Annotated in this window: 14 protein-coding genes; 7 read left to right on the forward strand and 7 right to left on the reverse strand. The window is 39.1% G+C overall.

Features of this window, described 5'->3' with window-relative positions:
• Nucleotides 1–147 precede the first annotated feature (147 nt).
• Nucleotides 148–2,664, forward strand: coding sequence for an alpha/beta hydrolase family protein (locus AC1HJP_RS18295; protein WP_480363005.1), 2,517 nt, complete (start codon nucleotides 148–150; stop codon nucleotides 2,662–2,664).
• Nucleotides 2,665–2,754: 90 nt separating this feature from the next.
• Here the strand turns inward: AC1HJP_RS18295 and AC1HJP_RS18300 are convergent, their stop codons facing one another.
• From AC1HJP_RS18300 to AC1HJP_RS18325, 6 genes are all read right to left on the reverse strand, one after another.
• A complete protein-coding gene (locus AC1HJP_RS18300) occupies nucleotides 2,755–3,603 on the reverse strand; it encodes an EamA family transporter (protein WP_480363006.1) in 849 nt (282 codons plus the stop codon).
• A 154-nt stretch (nucleotides 3,604–3,757) separates the two neighbouring features.
• The gene (locus AC1HJP_RS18305; RefSeq protein WP_480363007.1) at nucleotides 3,758–4,549 is read right to left on the reverse strand and encodes a class I SAM-dependent methyltransferase; all 792 of its coding nucleotides are present in this window, start codon (nucleotides 4,547–4,549) and stop codon (nucleotides 3,758–3,760) included.
• Nucleotides 4,550–4,643: 94 nt separating this feature from the next.
• Nucleotides 4,644–5,732: a methyl-accepting chemotaxis protein gene (locus tag AC1HJP_RS18310; RefSeq protein ID WP_480363008.1), complete on the reverse strand. Its 1,089-nt coding sequence runs from the start codon at nucleotides 5,730–5,732 to the stop codon at nucleotides 4,644–4,646.
• A gap of 72 nt (nucleotides 5,733–5,804) precedes the next feature.
• On the reverse strand, nucleotides 5,805–6,644 hold the full coding sequence (locus AC1HJP_RS18315) for a GGDEF domain-containing protein (RefSeq protein WP_480363009.1): 840 nt from the start codon (nucleotides 6,642–6,644) through the stop codon (nucleotides 5,805–5,807).
• Nucleotides 6,645–6,692: 48 nt separating this feature from the next.
• Nucleotides 6,693–7,121: a DUF3429 domain-containing protein gene (locus tag AC1HJP_RS18320; protein WP_480363010.1), complete on the reverse strand. Its 429-nt coding sequence runs from the start codon at nucleotides 7,119–7,121 to the stop codon at nucleotides 6,693–6,695.
• 166 nt (nucleotides 7,122–7,287) lie between these two features.
• The gene (locus AC1HJP_RS18325; protein ID WP_480363011.1) at nucleotides 7,288–7,761 is read right to left on the reverse strand and encodes a DM13 domain-containing protein; all 474 of its coding nucleotides are present in this window, start codon (nucleotides 7,759–7,761) and stop codon (nucleotides 7,288–7,290) included.
• A 757-nt stretch (nucleotides 7,762–8,518) separates the two neighbouring features.
• Here AC1HJP_RS18325 and AC1HJP_RS18330 point away from each other — a divergent pair.
• The 3 genes from AC1HJP_RS18330 to AC1HJP_RS18340 all read left to right on the forward strand — a co-directional run bounded on the left by AC1HJP_RS18330 (nucleotide 8,519) and on the right by AC1HJP_RS18340 (nucleotide 14,078).
• Entirely contained in the window at nucleotides 8,519–9,895 is a 1,377-nt protein-coding gene (locus tag AC1HJP_RS18330) for a sensor domain-containing diguanylate cyclase (protein ID WP_480363021.1), read from the forward strand.
• Between the two features lie 122 nt (nucleotides 9,896–10,017).
• The gene (locus AC1HJP_RS18335; RefSeq protein ID WP_480363012.1) at nucleotides 10,018–11,421 is read left to right on the forward strand and encodes a YfcC family protein; all 1,404 of its coding nucleotides are present in this window, start codon (nucleotides 10,018–10,020) and stop codon (nucleotides 11,419–11,421) included.
• A gap of 146 nt (nucleotides 11,422–11,567) precedes the next feature.
• Nucleotides 11,568–14,078: a bifunctional diguanylate cyclase/phosphodiesterase gene (locus AC1HJP_RS18340; RefSeq protein WP_480363013.1), complete on the forward strand. Its 2,511-nt coding sequence runs from the start codon at nucleotides 11,568–11,570 to the stop codon at nucleotides 14,076–14,078.
• A 48-nt stretch (nucleotides 14,079–14,126) separates the two neighbouring features.
• On the opposite strand, the gene hemH is transcribed toward AC1HJP_RS18340, so the two are convergent.
• Nucleotides 14,127–15,143, reverse strand: coding sequence for a ferrochelatase (gene hemH, locus AC1HJP_RS18345; RefSeq protein WP_480363014.1), 1,017 nt, complete (start codon nucleotides 15,141–15,143; stop codon nucleotides 14,127–14,129).
• A 260-nt stretch (nucleotides 15,144–15,403) separates the two neighbouring features.
• Here hemH and AC1HJP_RS18350 point away from each other — a divergent pair, with 260 nt between their 5' ends.
• The 3 genes from AC1HJP_RS18350 (at nucleotide 15,404) to AC1HJP_RS18360 (ending at nucleotide 20,188) form a co-directional block, all read left to right on the forward strand.
• Complete coding sequence (locus AC1HJP_RS18350; RefSeq protein WP_480363015.1) at nucleotides 15,404–16,954, forward strand: methyl-accepting chemotaxis protein; 1,551 nt, start codon at nucleotides 15,404–15,406, stop codon at nucleotides 16,952–16,954.
• 97 nt (nucleotides 16,955–17,051) lie between these two features.
• Nucleotides 17,052–19,010: a RecQ family ATP-dependent DNA helicase gene (locus AC1HJP_RS18355; protein WP_480363016.1), complete on the forward strand. Its 1,959-nt coding sequence runs from the start codon at nucleotides 17,052–17,054 to the stop codon at nucleotides 19,008–19,010.
• A 2-nt stretch (nucleotides 19,011–19,012) separates the two neighbouring features.
• Entirely contained in the window at nucleotides 19,013–20,188 is a 1,176-nt protein-coding gene (locus AC1HJP_RS18360; protein WP_480363017.1) for an anhydro-N-acetylmuramic acid kinase, read from the forward strand.
• Nucleotides 20,189–20,606: the final 418 nt, after the last annotated feature.

Raw genomic sequence — 20,606 nt, forward strand, 5'->3', positions numbered from 1 at the left:
GTCATTATGAGGGATATTCTAACCACTTAAGTGTTTTTATTTTTCTGAAATACTCTGCAAATCTGGAATTATTCAAAGTTACGCAAATAGCTGCAATTTTAATGATTTAAGTATATTATTTCGCTACTAATTGATTAGGGGAACAGTATGAATCGCACAATATCGTCTGTATTTGGCGCTTTTTTCGTTACATTGTTAATATCATCTGAAGCCATTGCGAATGCCAACACGATCGGATTCAAGACACCAACGGAAGAGTTTGCGCGCTTAGTCGAAGTGCAATCTACACCAGATATCTTAATGAGCCCAGACAACGACTGGTTAGTTGAATTGTCACAGCATTCGATAGGTTCATCTAAACAAGTACAACCGCAACTGTCTTTATTTGGTATCGACTTTAACCCATACAATTACTCGCGCGCATCACTGAAGCGTTATGCTGATATTGAAATACGTCATGTTATTTCAGGTTCAGTACTTAACATTAATAACCTACCTGAAGGCGAGATTAGAGACGTACAGTGGTCTGCGAATAGTCGTTATTTAAGTCTTGTGTTGGAGCGAGTCAATTCTGCAACGTTATGGGTTTATGACGTTAAGACCAGACGATTAGAGCAAGTCACTCAATCGACCTTAAATGGCTTCTTAACAACTTCTCCTTATCAATGGTTACCTGATAGCACGGGGTTTGTGGTTAATATTGCTATTAATCATGGCAAACCTTTATTAGAAGAGCCCGTTGAGCCTCAAAAAGAGTTACGTATTAACATCCCAAATCAAAATGGCTTAGTTATCACCGAGTACTTTCGTCCTGTAGAAGAAGTTGTTGAAGCGTCTCAAAGCGAGCTAACTACCAGTGAAGCATTACAAGTAACGGCGCAACCTGAATCAAACGAAGTAACAAACCAACTTGATGAAAATGGACAGCTGACTTCTGAGGTTATTAAACCCGATCCGATTGTCGATCAGTTTAAATTCTTTGCACAAGGTCAACTTATTAAAATCAGCTTAAGCGGACTTGCAAAGCCGATTGGTCAAGCGACCTTTTTGAACCATTTCAATGTGTCTCCTGATTCAACCAATTTAATCGTCAATATGATTGATGATCCCATTACATCAGATAGACCGCTTGATAATTTTGCTAACGTTTGGCAAGTCTGGGGCATGACAGGTCATGCTTTATACGAATTAGCAGCAAACCCACTCGTTGAAGCTTTAGGCTCACCCGTTGTACAAAAACATAAGTTCCAGTGGCGTTTGGATAAAGGCGCAACGGTTCTATGGGCCGAAGCTAAACCTGATGGCTCAGATAACTTATTTACTGTCAGTGCACCCTTTCGTAAAGCGCCTCAAGCGTTCGCAACATTAGATTGGAAGCTAGATAAGATAGATTGGTTTAATGACAGTTTGGCACTACTGACAGAAAAGTCTTTAGATGATAAAAAGCGACGACAAAGCATCATTACTCCGAGAGATGCAGACCAACGTCGTGTTGAATTTAAAACATTCACTGAAGATAAATCTTCTCAAACTTGGCATAAATTTATCAAACAAAGAAATGATTTAGGCACTGAAGCGTTAAAAGTAGTTGGTGGTCGATATTTGTTTGTGCATAGCCAACAAATTCAAGGTGATTCTGTTGTTCAATTACTTGAACGTTTCGATGCAAAAACAAACAGTAAATCGACAGTGTGGCAATCTCAGCCTGAATTCTCTGAGTCTTTGATTGCACTGCTTGATGATGAAGGCATGCGTTTTTTATTTAGCAAAGAAACTCAGTTGCAGCCTACTAACTTTTTTATTAGTGACTTGACCTTTAATACCTTGGAGCAATTAACGAGAAATACGCATCCAATAGAAGGTTTTATTGGTGTGAAAAAAGAGCAATTACAATATCGTCGCGCCGATGGTCGAACGTTAACAGCCAACTTATACTTACCAAACAACTACGATGCAACTCAAGGTAGCTTACCTGTCTTATTTTGGTTAGGTGATGATATCTACAACAAGAAAGGTGAGTTTGTAACGAGCAACCACAAAGATATGGTGGCATATGTTGCAAAAGGTATCGCAATTCTAGAAAACCCGGGCATGCCGAGTTTAAAAAACTCAGCTTCAAGCGCAGCGTTTATGACAGATTTAAAATCTAGTTTCAAAGCTGCTACTGATGCGTTAATTGCAAAAGGGGTGGCTGAGCTTGGCAAAATATCAATCGCTGGTCATGGAGCAGGCGCAACCCTTGCTGCACTTGCATTGGCAAATACGGATTACTTTTCATCAGGCATTTTAAGAAGTGGTCAATATAATGTGACTATGGCGAGTAAAGGCTATTTAGACAGTGATGAAGCGTATTGGCAAAAGGCGTCTTTGTTTAGTGGTGTATCTGCTTTTAATGCTATAGATAAAATTAGTGTACCGGTTCTGATTATCCATGGTAAAGATGATGATAAGGCGACAAAACTTCAAGCCGAGCTGTTATATCAAACCTTATTGAGTTTAGATAAAGAAGCACGTTTAGTATTACTTCCGAATGAATCACATGAGTATCAATCAATAGAGGCTATTTTACATGTGTTATGGGAGCAAGAGCAGTGGCTAGAAAAGTGGGTGATGCCAAAGCCAGAAGAGTATCTTTTAAATAATGCTAACTTCCAACAGTACTAAACATTATAGAGAAAAAGCCGGGGATGACCCCGGCTTCTTCTATTCTAAAATTCGACTGTCAAAATTTTCAGTTGCGCTTAAGTCTTAAATTTAGTGCTTCTCTTTATTACCCAATGAACTGCCCACAGAGGCAATAATAATCATGAAAACAGCAAACCATTGCCACACCGTTAATAGCTCTCCTAAGATAATAAGTCCGGCTACAGCGGCAACAGCAGGTTCTAAACTCATCATGATACTGAACCCCTGTGCAGGCATATTTCTGAGTGCAACCATCTCTAAACTATAGGGGAGGGCACTTGATAAAATACCTATCATTATACCAAGCGGGATAAGCTCCCAATTCAATAATGCAGCACCTTGTGAGGCTGCACCATAAGGCACTAATACGAGTGCTGAAACTGCCATTCCAATTGCAACAGTTGCCCCGCCTGAGCCTTGATTACCGGTCTTTTTACCAAATAAAATATAGCCTGCCCAAAATCCTCCTGCGACTAAGGCAAGTATTACGCCTATTGGATCGAGCCCTGCTTGAGTACTCATATCAGGGAGAAGTAATACAATGCCTGCAATGGCAAAGACAACCCATAAATAGTCACGTTTTCGCTTTGACGAGAATAAAGCAACCGCAAGGGGGCCGGTAAATTCAAGGGCAACTCCTATCCCGAGCGGTATACGCTCAATGGCGTAATAAAAAGTGATATTCATGCCGCCTAAACAAAGGCCATAGACGACAATTGGCCCCCATTTTTTTGGCACGTGTCGCCATGGCCGAAAAATAAGGCATAAAATAAGGGCTGAGAAACCAAGTCTATAAGCAGTAGTACCTTCAGGCCCAACATAAGGGAAGAGTTGTTTGGCAATAGATGCACCTGATTGAATGGTGATCATTGCACACAGTAAGCAAGCCACCGCGAAAAGCAAATCTCTATTTGCCATTGGTTATGTTTACTCTCATATTAAATCAGAGCCGTAGTCTAATCGTGAAATTTACTTTGCTCAATAGGCTTGTATACATTATTCATAGCTTTTGCGGTGAGTATCTACTTTTCTAACATACTGTTTTCTTGTGAGAGATAAATAATCACATTTATTACAAAGTTTCGCTTTGTAAATATTCCATCCAATCGTCATGGTGCTTTTTCATATTTTTATGCTTTTTAGAATTTGTATGCGCGAGTTTGTCTTTGTCTGTAAGAAAAGGGCCAGCACGACAAAAACTGCAATAGTTGTCTAAAAGATAATGCGGTCGACTAAGGTAAGGTAATTCATCACATTTTGTTTTTGCTGACCACACATAACTGATCCCACTGGTGTCTTTTACATGCTTATCTCTATCTACATTTCTGATCTTATAACCTGGGAAGTCACTGATATTAAATATACTTTGACCAAGGTAGTTAATATCCAAACCCTGTGTCAGTGAAGATTCTAAATCCCACTCACAATAAGGTTTCACATCTTTTGAGGTAATAATGCATAACATGGGCCCAGCAGGGTCAAGTACGAACTTATGCGCGAAATGTATATATAATCTTAATAAACGTCTGTTTAAGGTATTTACTGACAGATTCTGCTGTTTAAAATCATCATAATTAGAAAATGCGGGTATTAAGGGGAATTGAAATATCACCACATCGATACTTTGATTAGCAACCCTTCTCCATGAGCCTGGTTCAGTGACATCAAATTCTGTTAATACTCTTACTTGTTTTTGTTTTAAAGCATTGAGCGCATTATCTTTGTATTTATTGATCAATACAGCTTCTGAGTCATATACGCTGGCAATAAGCTGTGAGCGAGGGAATTGTAAAGAAAGTGCGTGGGAAAAACTGAGGTCGCCATCACCGACGGTCAAAATACGCCACTGTTTATTTAGTTTCATAACTACAATGTATAAATAACAATGGCGTGATTATATATTTTATAGCCTCAAGATACGAGGCTGTCATCTTCTACAGGGGTTAAGAAAGAAGCTATTAAGCTTGTCTAGCTAATTCATCTAGCAAAGACATAACTTCAGCAGATGCTTGTTCCATCTGATTTAGTTTTTGAATACAACCCTGCTTGTTTCCTTGAGCAAATAAATTCATTGCTTCAACGCCGCTAACATGGACTTGTTTATGTGGCGCATCTAAACGTTTGAAAGCACTTAAATCACCAAACTTCTTATGACCCTCAGAATTCATCCACGTCCCTAAGCGGCAGCTTGCATGATCAGCAAATGCTGAAATCGGCTGTGAATTTAGTCCAATAAGGTGGTTGTAAACATCAGACTTCCACACAACATGGTCTAGCTTTACGGTTTGCACAAACGTCTGTGTGGTTGCATCCATGATGGTGTTTTTCATCGAGCCACAACTGCCAACTATACTTGAATAGTCATCATTTAATTGTGCGATGCTTTCAGATAAATCATTGTTTGAACTTTGGATCACATTAACCGCGTTTACCGTTTGTTGTGTTGTATCCATGATTTTTTTTACAAGGTCAGATACTTCGTTTGCTGACTCATTGGTATTATTCGCAAGCGCACGAACTTCATCAGCTACAACGCTAAAACCTCGACCCGCTTCACCTGCACGTGCAGCTTCAATTGCAGCATTAAGTGCCAGTAAGTTAGTTTGGTCAGAAATCTTAGAGATAGTGGTAACGAACGTATTGATGTTATCAGCCATTTGCGACAAGCCGGAAATGTTGGTTGTCATGGTCGCCATATTCTCGGTCAGCCCATCCATACCCGATAAAATGTCAGACAAAGATTTTTCAGATGTTTGGAAAATCGAATTAATGTTATTAATAGACTGGCTTTCTTGTTCTATTGAATTAAAACTTTGACTAACGGTTTCTCTGATATCTCGAACTTGAGATAAACCATTAATAGCACATTGAAGGAGTTGGTTATCGGTGTTCTCATTGAGTTGAGCCTGGGTTTCGACTAGCAATTCGTTAAGGTTATCATTCTCAGATTGAAGCTTTTCGTTGTCTTGCTGTAAAAGCTGTACTTGTTGACGTAATGCCTGAAGTTCTTGTTCTTGCTGTTGATTATTGAATAAGTTACCGAACACAGCGATTCCCTCACAAATAGAAATTAGTATTAGACTATCAGCATGATCTAGAAAGTGCCAGAAATAAGCGCACTAAGTTCTTGGTCTTTGACGAATTATTTTGTGTGATTTATCAGAGTACATGGCTGAGTCGGCACGATGCATAATCTCATCTGGAGATTCTTTAGACGTAATTTGGGCCACTCCAATACTCACCCCCACACCAAACTCAAAAATATGCTCTATTAATTTTTCCCTCAACATTTCAAGGTTTTCAGGAGGGATTTTGCTAAAAGCGACAAATTCATCTCCCCCAAGCCTAAAACAGTTATCACTGCCAAACTCGGATTGCAAAGTGCTTGAAATCACAGTTAGTATTTTATCACCAGTCTGATGACCATATGTATCATTAGCAGACTTAAAATTATCAAGATCAAAATAAAGTAAATAAGGATACTTGTTACTCAATGTAGCAAAGTTCTCAAAGCAAGATTTTCTGTTACCAAGTTGGGTTAGGTGATCATGATTAGCTTCAAAGCTCAGTTTATCTTCGAGCTTTTTTCGTCGTAAAATCTCATTATTTAATTTGTTTATGATTTTTCTTTCATGATGAATAACGTTGTAAAGCACCACGCAGGTTAAGATCAAACCAATTTTTTTTAGTGAGGTATCAGCGACCAGCAACGGGAGTGTGTCTTTACTCAGAATGTCATCGAGTACGTCAAGAAATAGTCCAACACAGTACATTCCCCAAGCGACGATTAAAAAGCGGTTACTGACATACTGTGCACCGTAACCGATTAATAAGCCAGTGCACGAAAACCAAAATAATTCTTCGAATGCATCTATGTCTATACCAGGTCTTTTTAGAAGCAAAAAGGCTAGGCACAAAGTGGTGATTATTATAAAGGCATAAAAATATTTAATCTTCATCTGCTACATCTAGTTTAAGCTACATACTACATATAGCAGATTTAATAGTTAAATGTTGCTAGAAAGTTCAATTTGTTGTGCAATCATGAATAAATGACTGACAAATAATACTGAAGTCAGCACAAAACGCATTTTGTGGTAATCCTTGTGGTAGGACTGCCATGCTGGCATACCTCGCTCGAAGAGTAAGATTAATGGGTAACAAACAGCTAAATAAGCTAAGGTAATTGTGGTATTCGCAAAAGCCAGTAAAGGGAAAGGAATAATGAGTAAGACGGCCATTACAGCATGGGTAATGCTTTGCTCTCCCGGGCGCCACATTACACCAGCACAGAAGGCTGAAATACCAAGGCTATAAAATGTAAATGCTTGGATAAGCGCTTCGTTACTTCCAAGTATTAAACTGCCGAATATACATGCTAAAAATGGTAAAACACCATAATAGCCAAGCTGTACATGATTTGAGAAAGAGTGCATGAAGATCCCAAAATTTATTTATACTAATTCATTATGATACCAGTTTTATAAAAAACTAGATCAATACTAGTCGTTTTCTGTGAGCAGAACGATTGAAGTACGGTAATTGAAGTACGAAATAAGAACCCGTATTTAAAAGTTTTCCATTAAATGACGAAAAGCATTTCTAACCTTGTTTGTAGTTCGCAGCTGTAATGAATTCTTGGAAGGCTTCACACCAAATGACAACATTGGAATATTTATTAATATCAACGTTTTTTGGCACTTCTAAAATAAAACCATTGAATGATTTAACTTCACCAACTCTAACCATTTGTTGTTTATATTGAAGAAACTGAGACTCATCTTCTACAAAAATTGGCGATAGATACACTTGATAATCTGGGCCTGGAGCGAGTGTACCTTGAAAGACAATACTTTTCTCTGAGAGCGAAAAAGTCCCTTCTCCGAAGTGAAGAAAATCTGAACCATTTAATGAGTCAGGGATAACCGCCTGGTATTTTGCATTTAATGTTGCGGTAGCAAATTCAAGCATGCTAGGTGATGGTGGAGCCATTAAAATGGGCAACATATATATGCCGCTGACAAAACCAAACAAATAGATTAATACGGCTAATATTAAAGATTTAAGTTTATTCAAAACGCGACCAAAAATTATCACTTTCTGCAAGTATAGCCGCTTGTCACCCATCTAGCTTGAATATGGAAGAGAAGAATTGGATTTCTTAGACTCTTATACTTATATAAATCCTAATGTTTCTTTTTTTTATTTTTATTTTTTTCAGGCACTATACAGAAACCAAGAGAAGAAACGACATAGACTAGGATTAACGAATTACCTATAATCAAAACATGCTTATCACTGACAAGTAACCACAGAGTGGCGAGCAATACACAAGCAACAGTAAGATGAGTAGTCAGGGCTTTGAGTTTACTGCGAACCATAAAAATCAGCACAAATTAAGATATTTAAATTATACCGATGTCAGATAGAAAAAACGACTAACTTATTTTTGGTAAATAAGATGTTATCTTAATCAATTTTTTGAGGTTCTTGATGTTTTTTATTGTTATAATTGGTATATAAAATTTAAAACATAAAGTTGATTTAGATTAATGATTTATTTTTTTCTAAGCGTAACTTTGTAATGTTGGGTTTGTATTTACACTTTTAACCATTAGAGGTTCATTTGGTTAATGTTTTTGGTGCCTTCAGGCGACTTGATTTAAAACGCTTAGTTTTGATATTGGCTTTTTTCGGTGTGCTCCTAACACTCGGAAACGCACTTTTTGCTGTCTACAAAGTTCAAAAAGACTTGATAGTCAACGACACCTTAGACGCAAATAGAGTCTATGCTAGCAAAATAGCTCATGTAACAGACCTTTTTTTGGGTTCAGTGTTATCTCAGCTCGAATATACCTCAGATGCCTTAAAAAATAATCATGATGATCAGACTGTTTTACAGATTGAACTAGCGCGTTTGTTAAAACAAACTGATAGTTTTAATGCAACCATTTTTGTTGATAAGCATGGCAAAGTGCGTGCCGTATCTCCCTCATCATTAAATTTAGTTAATACCTATATTGAAGGCGAGAAAGCACTAGAACCATTAACTAGACAACAAACTTATATATCAGAACCTTTCTTGTCTCCGGTCGGCAATTTAATCGTCAGTATCACTTCACCTGTGTTTGATAGCCAAAAAAGATTTGTAGGTTTTGTAGGTGGCGCTATTTATCTTCAAGAAAAAAATATCCTCAATCAAATACTCGATAAACACCACCATAATGATGATTCTTACACATACGTTGTCGACCAAAATGGTCATATTATTTTCCACAAAGATGTAACTAGAATTGGTGAAAAAATAACAAACAACCAAATAGTTGATGCGGTTTTGGCGGGTATATCAGGTAGCATGATTGCAGATAACTCTCAAAACCAAAAAATGCTGGCGGGATTTGCCCCAGCGAAACTGCCAAATTGGGGAGTTGTTTCGCAGAGTCACAAGTCAGCAACGCTGGATAAGGTTTCGAATACAATCATTGATGTCTTATTAAGCACATTGCCACTTATTGTTCTGACTTTGCTTATTATTCTGTTGTTTGGTACTAAAATAGCCCAACCATTAGCAAGCTTAGCCCAGGCATTAAAAGAAGAAGGTTTAGATAGTAAGTTTGACGCCAATAAAATTAATACTTGGTATTTTGAAGCAGATTATTTAAAGCAAGCATTCCTATCAAGCCATAAACGTATAGAACAAACAATTCAAAGACTTGATCAAGACAGACAAAAAGACCAATTAACTCAATTGCTAAACCGACGAGGTATGGAAAATGCTCTATCGTACTTTGTTGCAAATGAGCAAGCTTTCTCAGTATTGGCACTAGATATAGATCATTTTAAGCGAGTAAACGATACATATGGGCACGACATTGGCGATATTGTCATTAAAGAGTTTGCAGCGCTTATGCAAAATTGTGCCCGAGAGCAAGACCTTGTTTGTCGCTCTGGGGGAGAAGAGTTTTTAATTTTCCTGCCAAATGTAGAGCTAGATGTCGCATATAAAATCGCGGAAAGGCTGCGCCTTAGTATCGCTGACTTTAATTTTCAGCAAGTCGGTAGCGTTACAACTTCGATAGGCATATCTCATTGGCCTAACTTGAGCGAAGATATAGATACTGTGTTAAAGCAAGCTGATAGAGCACTGTATAGTGCCAAAGAAGCAGGTAGAAATCGCACCCACATTGCAGAGCAAGCTTATCCAAACTAAGCTACTTCAATTCTTGTTTTCATTTGTTGACATCTTGAAGGTGAATAATGGCGCTGATTTAGGTATTATGCGCGCTCCAGACTACTAGAGAGTCTCAGATTTATAAGAATAGGAGCGTGTAAATGGGTAATTTAAAAGTACCCCATACCTTGATTTTGTTATTGGGCATGATGGTTGTAGCTTTATTTGCAACCTGGGTTGTGCCACAGGGCTTTTTTGAAACAAGTACGACTGAATCAGGTCGTCAAATGGTTGTGGCAGGCACTTATGCGCAGGTTGCAGACAAAACTTATCTTACCCCATGGGATCTACTAACTTCTATTCCACGCGCTTTTGCAGCGGCGCAAGATGTCATTTTCTTTGTATTAATTGTAGGTGGTGTACTGGCAATCGCGCGTGCAACAGGCACTGTTGATGCACTAATCGGACGTCTTTTAGAAAAGCATGGCACTAAACCACAGCGTCTTATCTTCATGGTTGTATTTTGTTTTGCACTTGCTTCGAGTGCGATCGGTACTGCCGGTGAATACATTCCCTTTGTATTAATCCTAGTTGGCCTTTGTAAGGCAATGCGTCTTGATGCAATGACAGCAGTAGGCATGATCGTAGCTGGTTATGGTATCGGTTACGGTGTATCAGCATTTAACCCATTCACTGTACTAATTGCTCAACAAATTGCTGAAGTGCCTCAATATTCAGGTGTTTGGTTACGTTTTGCTATTTTCATTCCATTTGTTTTCATCGGTTTCCACCATGTTTGGAGCTACTCTAAAAAAGTGTATGAAGATCCAAGCAAATCAATGATGATAGGTGTACCTTGTCCTTTAGAAGGTCAAGAAAAACCATCTTACCCGCAGTTAAATAAACGCCACCAGATGATCTTAGGTAGCTTCATCATTACGCTCGTGATTGCAATCTGGGGCATTTCTACAAAGGGTTGGTACTTAACACAATTAGGTGGTGTTTTTATCGCTTGGGGAGCTGTAGTAGCAGTACTAGGTAAGTTATCTGCAGATGAAACTGCAAATCGTTTTATTGAAGGTGTGTCAGACCTAGTTACGACAGCAATCTTAATCGGTGTAGCTCGTGGTATCGCATTAGTATTGGAAGATGGCCAAATACTGCATACATTAGTTCACGCAATGTCTCTACCACTTTCTTACGTGGGTGCTGAAGTGTCAGCGGTAGGTATGCTAATCATCCAAACTTTATTAAATACCTTTATACCGTCAGGTTCAGGGCAAGCCTATGTAACTATGCCATTAATGGCGCCTTTAGGTGATTTAGTGGGCGTACCACGTCAGGTTGCAGTACTTGCGTATCAGTTTGGTGATGGCTTCTCAAATATGATCATCCCAACAAATGCCGTACTAATGGGTATTCTGGGTATGGCGGGAGTACCATACACACACTGGTTTAGATTCTGTTTGCCACTTATGCTTAAACTTATGGCAGCAGCTTCCCTTGTATTAGTTTTAGCAGTTATTGGAGGTTATGGTCTGGACGTTCAGCCTGTAATTCAATAACCGCACCGTTTAAAATTGCTGCAATAATTTATTGTTGCAGCAATTTATCTGCATTTTTTTGATCTCACTACAAAACAATTCAAAACCCTTCCATTATTATTACGATTCGTGCATTTTGTATAAACGTCGTTTAATTAGTGGATCACATGACACTTTCTTTTAGCCATTTTTACAGTCTTGAGAATAGCCAAGCTAGGTATGAACAAGCCATTCAGATGATGTTTGAAGAGCTTACTCCTGTTCATTGCCTAATAGGCCAATTTGTTAATGGAAGAACTCAAGTACAAACAGTTTGTTATGCTAAGGACGGCGTTTTACAACCAAATATTACTTATGACCTTGCAGGTACCCCTTGCAATGATGCGCAAGATAGTGAAGGGGTCTGTATGCTTAATCATTGTCTGCAAGAGACTTATGTTGATGATGAATTATTAAGAGTTTTTAACATCAACAGTTATGCAGGTGTCACCTTACGTGCATTAGATCATACACCCATTGGCATAATGGTTTGTATGTATGAAGATGAAAGGCTATTAACCGACAGTCAGCAATCGTTTTTAAAAGAATTAAGTTACATCGTTGGGGCTGAACTAAATCATAATTTAGAAATGGCTTCACAAGATTTGATTTTAAAGCAGCTTGCTAAAGGTGAACGCATTGCAAAACTGAGTTCCTGGAATTGGCATCTAGAACAAGATAAGCATTGGTTTAGTAAAGAAATGCGCCACCTTATCGGTAAACATCATGATATAGATTTAAGTCTAGATTGTTTTTTAGAGTGCCTAGAACCAAGAGACAAAGAGCGACTAGAAGATTTACTCACACTCCTAAAACGTGGGGTTATTGAACAAGTCGATACCACAGTGCGACATAAAATATTGTCTAAGCGTAAAGGCCTGATGCGGATTATTGGGCATATTGAAAACGAAACCGGCCCAATATCTGAACGTGTTTTTACTGCTACAGTGCAAGACATATCTCAAATCAATGCACTAACAAAGCAGCTAGAATTAACTAATGTGGTTTTCGAACACGCAACAGACGCTATTATGATCACAGATCATGAAAACAAAATCATCATGGTCAATAAAGCATTTGAAGATTTGACAGGTTATAAAGGCTTTGAACTAATGGGCCAAGACCCCGGGGTCCTTTCATCAGGTCAGCAAAGCAAACAGTTTTACAAAAAGATGTGGCATGCGCTAGACACTTCGGGAACCTGGAAAGGTGAAATTTATAACCGACGTAAAAATGGTCAGATTTTCCCAGAAGAATTAACTTTAAGTGTCGTTAAAGATGAGTTAAATCAACCCACCAACTATGTCGCGATATTCAGAGACATCACTGAATGGAAGCGCAATGAAGCCCAGTTGACGTTTTACGCAAATCATGAACCGCTCACAGGCCTGACCAATCGTCGCTCATTTTTAGAGAATTTAGAGCAAGTTATTTCAGAAAACCGCGCAAAGAAAAAAGAGTCTGTTGTTTTATTTATTGGCTTAGATCGGTTTAAAGAAGTCAATGACGTTTATGGCTCAGAGATTGGTGATAATGTTTTATTGTCAGTAGCTAAGCGAATAAAGAATGGCGTACGCCGGCAGGATATCGTTTGTCGTTATGGTGGTGATGAATTTGCTATTTTACTCCAGAACAGCGGCATAGATAATGCGATGCTTGTCGCTGAAAAAATTCAGTCCAAAATATCACTTCCGTATGTGTTTAATGAATTGTCAGTAGAGATCACTGCTTGTATTGGCGTAGCAGAATTAACATCAAACCAACCTTTGACTGCATCGACTTTAATCAGTCATGCAACGCATGCTTTGGGCTCTGCAAAGAAAACGTCACCAGGTCAAATTGCACTATATAACGAAGCGATTCAAAATGCTTATCTGCAGAAAATATACCTCAGAGACAAACTCAAAGAGGCCATAAAATTCCAACTCCTTTCAGTACACTACCAACCAATCATTGACTCTACGACAGGGAACATTCGCAAGTTCGAAGCACTTGTGCGTTGGTCTGATAGTGAGCTTGGTGCTATCTCACCCGGGCAGTTTATTCCAATTGCCGAAGAGTTTGGTCTTATCCATCAAATCGGTCAGTTTGTACTAGAAAAGAGCTGTAAAGACTTGGCTAAAATTCACAGTCAAGGCCATACACACATATCAATTTCTATTAACCGCTCTGTTAATGAATTTAAAGCAAGTAACGATCAATATAAACAGATTATCAACGCGATTGAAGAAAACAACTTGCCTTATAATGCATTAACGATTGAGGTGACTGAATCTGTAGCTGCCAATCAATATACGTGGCAAGTACTGGGTGATCTTCAAAAGAAAGGCGTGCAAATTGCACTAGATGATTTCTGTACCGGCTATTCTTCTTTAAGCCATTTATTAAAGAGTCAGGTTGATTTTGTCAAAATTGATCGTTCTTTTATTGATACGCTTATTGACGACAAGAAGAAGCAAGCCATGGTTAAGTACCTTGTCGAACTAGGCGATGAAATTGGCACACAGTTAATTGCCGAAGGCGTTGAACAAGAAGCCCAAGTCAACATGCTTAAGCAATTTGGCTGTCATAATGTGCAGGGATTCTTTTATAGTCCAGCACAACCGGTATCGGTTTGCTTAGATATGCTCGATAAATAGAAGTAGAGTTAGGCACTCACCAAAATGAGTGCCTGTTTATTTAAGTGTTTATAAGTTTGGTTTTAACACATCATATAATGCGTCAATATGATCATTTCTGTCGTTTAACGCAGCAATGTAACGATACTTTTCACCACCCGCTTCTTCGAAAATCTCGCGATTTTCTTCTTCAAGTTCTTCGAGTGTTTCTAAGCAGTCAGCACTGAATGCCGGACTGATAATGGCAATATCTTTGATGCCTTCTTTAGGGAAAGATTCTAGGGTTGCATCTGTGTATGGTTTTAACCATTCAGCTTTACCAAAACGACTTTGGAAAGTCGTCATTACTAGGTCTTTATCTAAACCTAATTTCTCAACCACTAAGCGCGTGGTTTGATGACATAGACAGTGATACGGGTCGCCATGATCTAAAAACTGCTTTGGCATCCCATGGTAAGAGAAGACAATCTTTTGAGGCGTACCATGTTTGTCTAGGTCTTCTTGAATGCTATTAGCTAGAGACTCGATGTAAAGCGGATTTGTGTGATAACCATTGATGAAATGTAATTCAGGTACCCAGCGCCATTTCTTTAATACATTTGCAATTGCGTCAAAAGTCGAACCCGTTGTTGGGCTTGAATATTGTGGGTACAAAGGAAATACAATAATCCGTGTTATACCTTTATCTCTAAGTTTTTCTAAACCCGCTTCGATTGAAGGGTTGCCATAACGCATCGCAAGCTCGACTTCTACGTTATGATTATTTGCCTTTAACTTCTCGGCGATTTTGTCTGCTTGTTGCTGAGAAATATGAATAAGTGGTGAGCCGTTTTCAGTCCAAATACTTGCATAAGCTTTGGCTGATTTCTTTGGGCGAACTCGTAAAATAATGCCATGAAGGATCATTAACCATATTAGGCGCGGTATCTCGACAATTCTTGGATCAGATAAGAATTCTGCCAAATAAACACGTAAGGCTTTAGGCGTTGGCGCATCCGGGCTACCTAAGTTGGTTACCAAAATACCAGTCTTTTTATTAAAACGACCCTCATGCGGGTTGTCAGTGATCGCAGAAAAACGAGACACAAAATGCTCCTTTATAAATTACCATTCTTTAAAAAAGTGAGACGGTGTTGAGAGTGGAAGATTTTACAAGATTTTCAATACGTTCGACACCTAAAAGCAGATCATTCTTGTGTCAGAACAAAGTACAGATTTTTTTATAGTTATTTAGTATTAAATTTTGTGCTAATTATTAAATATCGTTTGCGTAATAAATAATTTATCAGTAGATTTCGTGCCCCTAAATCAATCAATAATCTGCTGTTTTACATTAGAGGGGCATAATGAGAAACAATCAGCCAATCACCGCAAATCGCAAAACCTTTTCTACTGATGTGAAATTAATCTCTGTTACTGATTTGCAAGGGAATATTATCGAGTGTAATGAAGAATTTATTGCTATCAGCGGTTTCAGTAAAGAAGAGTTGATTGGTCAACCCCACAATATTGTTCGTCACCCTGATATGCCTGAAGTGGCATTCAAAACCATGTGGGCAGAATTAAAACAAGGTAAGCCTTGGATGGGCTTGGTTAAAAACCGTTGTAAGAATGGTGATTTCTACTGGGTTGATGCCTATGTTACCCCTGTCACAGAGCATGGCAAAGTAGTCGGGTACGAGTCAGTCAGAAGTGTACCGAGTGAATCAGCAGTTAAACGTGCTGAACTTATTTACGCTCAAGCGAAACAGAATAAAAACGGGTTTAATTTTCGCATTGATACTTATTATGCAGCACTTGCCGTCGTTCTAGCGTTATGTGTGGCAGCATTTATTTCTGGTTACCAAGTTGCGGCTTTTGCTTCTTCTGTTCTTGCCACTATTTTAACCATCGTCTTAAAGAGTAAACAAAAGAACTACTATTTCAAAGCATTAAGCAATGAGCTATCGAGCAGTTTTAGTGATGATATTGCAAAGTCTGTCTATTCGACTTACCCAAGCGATATTGCTGACTTACATGTACGAATTCTGAGTGAGCGAGCGCATTTAGACACCGTTGTTACCCGTATTGCTGATGCAGCAAAGCATGTATCTAAAGGAGCGAACTCCTCTTTAGCTATGGCGCAAAATGCCAATAAACAATTAGAACAGCAGCAATTACAGACCGAGCAAGTCGCAACAGCTATGAACGAAATGAGTATGACCATTAACGATGTGTCAGGTCATGTTCAAGCAACGGCTGAGCAAGCAGGTCAATCACATGATCTTGCAACACAAAGTGCTGAATACAGCGAGCAAACTAAGTGTGCAATTGAGTCATTAACAAATACTGTGTTAAACATCAAGCAATCTGTAGAAGGCGTATCAAAGCAAACTTCACGTATCGCAGATGCGGCACAATTTATTGAACAAATCGCTGAGCAAACTAATCTGTTAGCTTTAAATGCCGCAATTGAAGCTGCTCGCGCCGGTGAGCAAGGTCGAGGCTTTGCCGTAGTTGCAGATGAAGTACGTAGTCTTGCTCAAAGAACGCAGCAATCTACTCAAGAAATACAAGGTATTATTAACGAATTATCTCAAAGTACAGAGCATGCGGTTGTCGTCGCTGAGCAAGGTGAACAAGAGTCTCAGCAGGGTATGGCTCATTTGTTACAAAGCAGCGACATGCTGGTTCAAATTAATGAATCAATTGATAAAATTAATGATATGTCGCTGCAAATTGCAGCAGCTATCGAAGAACAAGCGAATGTTTCTGAAGATATAAACCAACAAGTTGTGAATATTGCTTCATTAGCAGGTGAAAGTCTGAATAGTGCAACAAGTGTTGAACAGGCTAGCCAAACACTCACTCAAGTATCTCAAGATATGGTTGAATTAGTGGTGCGATTTAAACGTTAAACACGACATGAAACAGTTGTTATATCAACCCTGATAATAAGCGCGTCGGTATTATTTGGGGTTGATATTATGCTATCTTAGCTAAGCAGTTGTTAACATGGAATTTCGCATCATGACCGAGTCGGTGCTTCATAAAACCTTAGCGCAATATTTTGGCTTTTCAGAATTTAGGCCAGGCCAAGAGCAAACAATCACCCAGCTAGTAAACGGCCATTCTAGTCTTGCTATCTTTCCAACGGGTTCAGGTAAGTCTCTATGTTATCAGTTGACAGCCTTACAACTACCTAATCTAACTTTAGTGATTTCGCCTTTACTGGCGTTAATGAAAGATCAATTAGAGTTCTTAAAAAGCAAAGGCATTAATGCAGCCAGTTTAGATTCCACGTTAAGTCGAGAAGAAAGTCAGTCGGTGATGCAAAATGTCAGAAATGGCAGCACCAAGGTACTGATGATTTCGGTTGAGCGTTTTAAAAACGAGCGCTTTAGAGAATTCATTAAGCAAGTACCAATTTCTATGCTGGTCGTTGATGAAGCGCACTGTATTTCTGAATGGGGTCATAACTTTAGACCTGACTATCTTAAATTACCTGACTATCGCAACGAATTAGACATTCCACTGGTGTTGTTATTAACAGCTACAGCCACAAAAAAAGTAAAACACGACATGGCTAGTCGCTTTGATATAAAACCTGAGCATATCGTTCAAACTGGCTTTTATCGCGCAAACCTAGATTTAAGTGTTTATGCATACCCTGAAGATGAAAAAATCTCTGCCCTTGTTGGATATTTAAAGCAACAAGCCGGTGCGGGGATTGTTTATGTCACGCTGCAACAACAAGCCGAACAAGTCGCAAAGCAATTACAAGCTGCAGGCATTAATGCTGCTGCATATCATGCAGGTTTAGATGATGGTCTTCGTCAAAGTATTCAGAATGACTTCATGAACAACCAAAAACAAGTGATTGTGGCCACCATTGCATTTGGTATGGGCATTGATAAATCAGATATCCGGTTTGTGGTGCATTATGATTTGCCAAAATCGATAGAGAATTATAGCCAAGAGATTGGGCGAGCAGGCCGTGATGGACAATTTTCAGAATGTATCACGCTAGCTAATTTAGATGGTGTTGCTACGCTTGAGAACTTTGTATATGCCGATACGCCTGAACAAACGAGTATTCAAGCACTGATTGATGAAATTCAATCTCAGCAACAGCATGGTTTATGGGAAATGCAGGAACTCAGTGCTTCTAAGGTCAGTAATATAAAGCTCCTTGCACTTAAAACTCTGTTGGTACAACTTGAATTAAAAGGTGTGATTGAAGCTAAATACGCCTTTTACGCCGACTTTAGATTTAAGTGGTTGCACACTGAGCACAAAATTTTGAGCCTATTTGACCCAAGTCGTCAGCAGTTTATTCAACAAATATTTGACAATACACAATTTAAAAAAGTGTGGGGTACTGTTGATATTCAAGCCTTAGTGCAACAAGGCCATGACAGAAACCGCATTGTTGCTGCTTTAGATTATTTACACGAGCAAGGGCTTATCGAACTTGAATCAAAACGCATGATGCAGGTGTATCAAGTTGATGAAAATAAGTTAGCACAGCCAGATTTAGCGAAAGAGCTTGCCGATTACTTTATAGAAAAAGAGCAAGCTGAGGTTAAGCGTATCGCTGCTATGCTTCGTTTCTTTGAGTTAAATACGTGCTTGAGTTACAACTTGGCAAGATATTTTGATGATACAAATGCGCCTGAGCAGTGCGGTCACTGCTCAGCGTGTCGAGGGCAAGTTGCTAAACTTGAGCAGTCTAAATCAACTGAGTTCCCATCAGATGAAGCATTAAGAAATGACTTGAATGCATTGAGGCAACATTTAATGCAAATAGGTGTTGCGCCAAGTTTAGCAATACTTACGCGTTTCTTAACTGGCATGACTTCACCTCTATCGACATCTTCGAAATTTCGACAACGCGCTGGGTTTGGCAGTTGCACAGATATTCGTTATCAAGCGGTGTTGAGTAAAGTGAAACAATTAGGGTTTGGGGCTTAAAAGTGCGCAAAAACATTGAACAGTTATACCACGTTTCACAAAAACCAAAACGCCAAATTATAGGTTTAATGAGTGGTACGTCACTTGATGGGCTAGACATCGCTTTGTGTGAAATAAGTGGTTGTGGTACGAGTACCGAAGTGACCTTAAAACACTTCAAGACAGTTGATTACCCTGATGAAGTTAAAAGCAAAATCAGAACAGTCTTTGCCAAACCACAAATATCGCTAGAATACCTCACACTTCTAAACCCCTGGATAGGAAAGTATCACGGCCAACTGATCAACCAAGCTTTAAAAGACTGGCAAGTAAATCCCAAAGACATAGATGCCATTGCCAGTCATGGTCAAACAATTTATCACTGCCCACAGCATCAGCATGATTTTGAAGACTTTTCTAACGCCACTTTGCAAATCGGCGATGGAGATCATCTTGCTGTTGAGACGGGCATACTCACTTTGAGCGACTTTAGACAAAAGCACATTGCAGCCGGTGGTGAGGGCGCGCCATTGGCTCAGTTTGGCGATTACTTTTGCTTTTCATCTAACACTGAACACCGAATTTTATTGAACTTAGGTGGCATCGCCAATATCACTTATTTACCACAAGCTGGCAGCTTTGACGACATGCTGTGTAGTGATTTGGGCCCTGGTAACACCATAATGGACGCCTACATGCAGAAGCACTTCGACCAAGCGTTTGATATTGATGGTGCCATTTCATCGAAAGGCAGTGTTAACCAAGATTTATTATCCAAACTTCTAGACATGGATTTTGTTGAGTTAGACCTTCCTAAATCAACAGGGCCTGAAGTGTTTAACTTAGACTATTTGCAAGCAGCACAAGAAGAGTCAAATACAACACACTTGAACCATGAAGATGTAATGGCAACTTTGTGCGAGTTAAGTGCTTTACTAATAACTAAGCAGTTAAATTACCTTTCTGAAGGTAAAAAGTTAAACGTGTATGCCAGTGGTGGTGGGGTGCATAATCCAGTATTGATGCAAAGAATTCAGGAATTATCTAACGACAAGGTTTTAATTTCATCAAGTAATGAAATAAGCCTAGACCCTGATGCGAAAGAAGCTATTTTATTTGCCGTACTTGCTAATGAATGTTTAGTTGGCACTTCTACAGAGTTTGGGGTAAGTATGGGAAAATTGAGTTTTCCGAATTAACTTAGAAGTACGCGAAATTAATTCGCTGCTACCTGGGCAGTTTAGATCGGTAGCACCGACTATATGTCGAGTAAGCGTTTGAAATTAAGACGCGAAATGAATTCGCTGCTACCTGGGCAGTTTTGCTCGTTAGCACCGACTATATGTCGAGTAAGCGTTTGAAATTAAGACGCGAAATTAGTTCGCTGCTACCTGGGCTGCTTAACTCGGTAGCACCGACTATATGTCGAGTAAGCGTTTGAAATTAAGACGCGAAATGAATTCGCTGCTACCGGGGCTGCTTAACTCGGTAGCACCGACTATATGTCGAGTAAGCGTTTGAAATTAAGACGCGAAATTAGTTCGCTGCTACCTGGGCTGCTTAACTCGGTAGCACCGACTTTACGTCGGGTAAGTTTTTAAACTAAAACACGAAATG

The sequence above is a fragment of the Pseudoalteromonas sp. NFXS53 genome (assembly GCF_056629255.1).

Coding starts and splice junctions, on each gene's coding strand:
- AC1HJP_RS18295 (WP_480363005.1), top strand. CDS start 148: ATGAATCGCACAATATCGTCTGTATTTGGCGCTTTTTTCGTTACATTG.
- AC1HJP_RS18300 (WP_480363006.1), bottom strand. CDS start 3,603: ATGGCAAATAGAGATTTGCTTTTCGCGGTGGCTTGCTTACTGTGTGCA.
- AC1HJP_RS18305 (WP_480363007.1), bottom strand. CDS start 4,549: ATGAAACTAAATAAACAGTGGCGTATTTTGACCGTCGGTGATGGCGAC.
- AC1HJP_RS18315 (WP_480363009.1), bottom strand. CDS start 6,644: ATGAAGATTAAATATTTTTATGCCTTTATAATAATCACCACTTTGTGC.
- AC1HJP_RS18320 (WP_480363010.1), bottom strand. CDS start 7,121: ATGCACTCTTTCTCAAATCATGTACAGCTTGGCTATTATGGTGTTTTA.
- AC1HJP_RS18335 (WP_480363012.1), top strand. CDS start 10,018: ATGGGTAATTTAAAAGTACCCCATACCTTGATTTTGTTATTGGGCATG.
- AC1HJP_RS18340 (WP_480363013.1), top strand. CDS start 11,568: ATGACACTTTCTTTTAGCCATTTTTACAGTCTTGAGAATAGCCAAGCT.
- AC1HJP_RS18350 (WP_480363015.1), top strand. CDS start 15,404: ATGAGAAACAATCAGCCAATCACCGCAAATCGCAAAACCTTTTCTACT.
- AC1HJP_RS18355 (WP_480363016.1), top strand. CDS start 17,052: ATGGAATTTCGCATCATGACCGAGTCGGTGCTTCATAAAACCTTAGCG.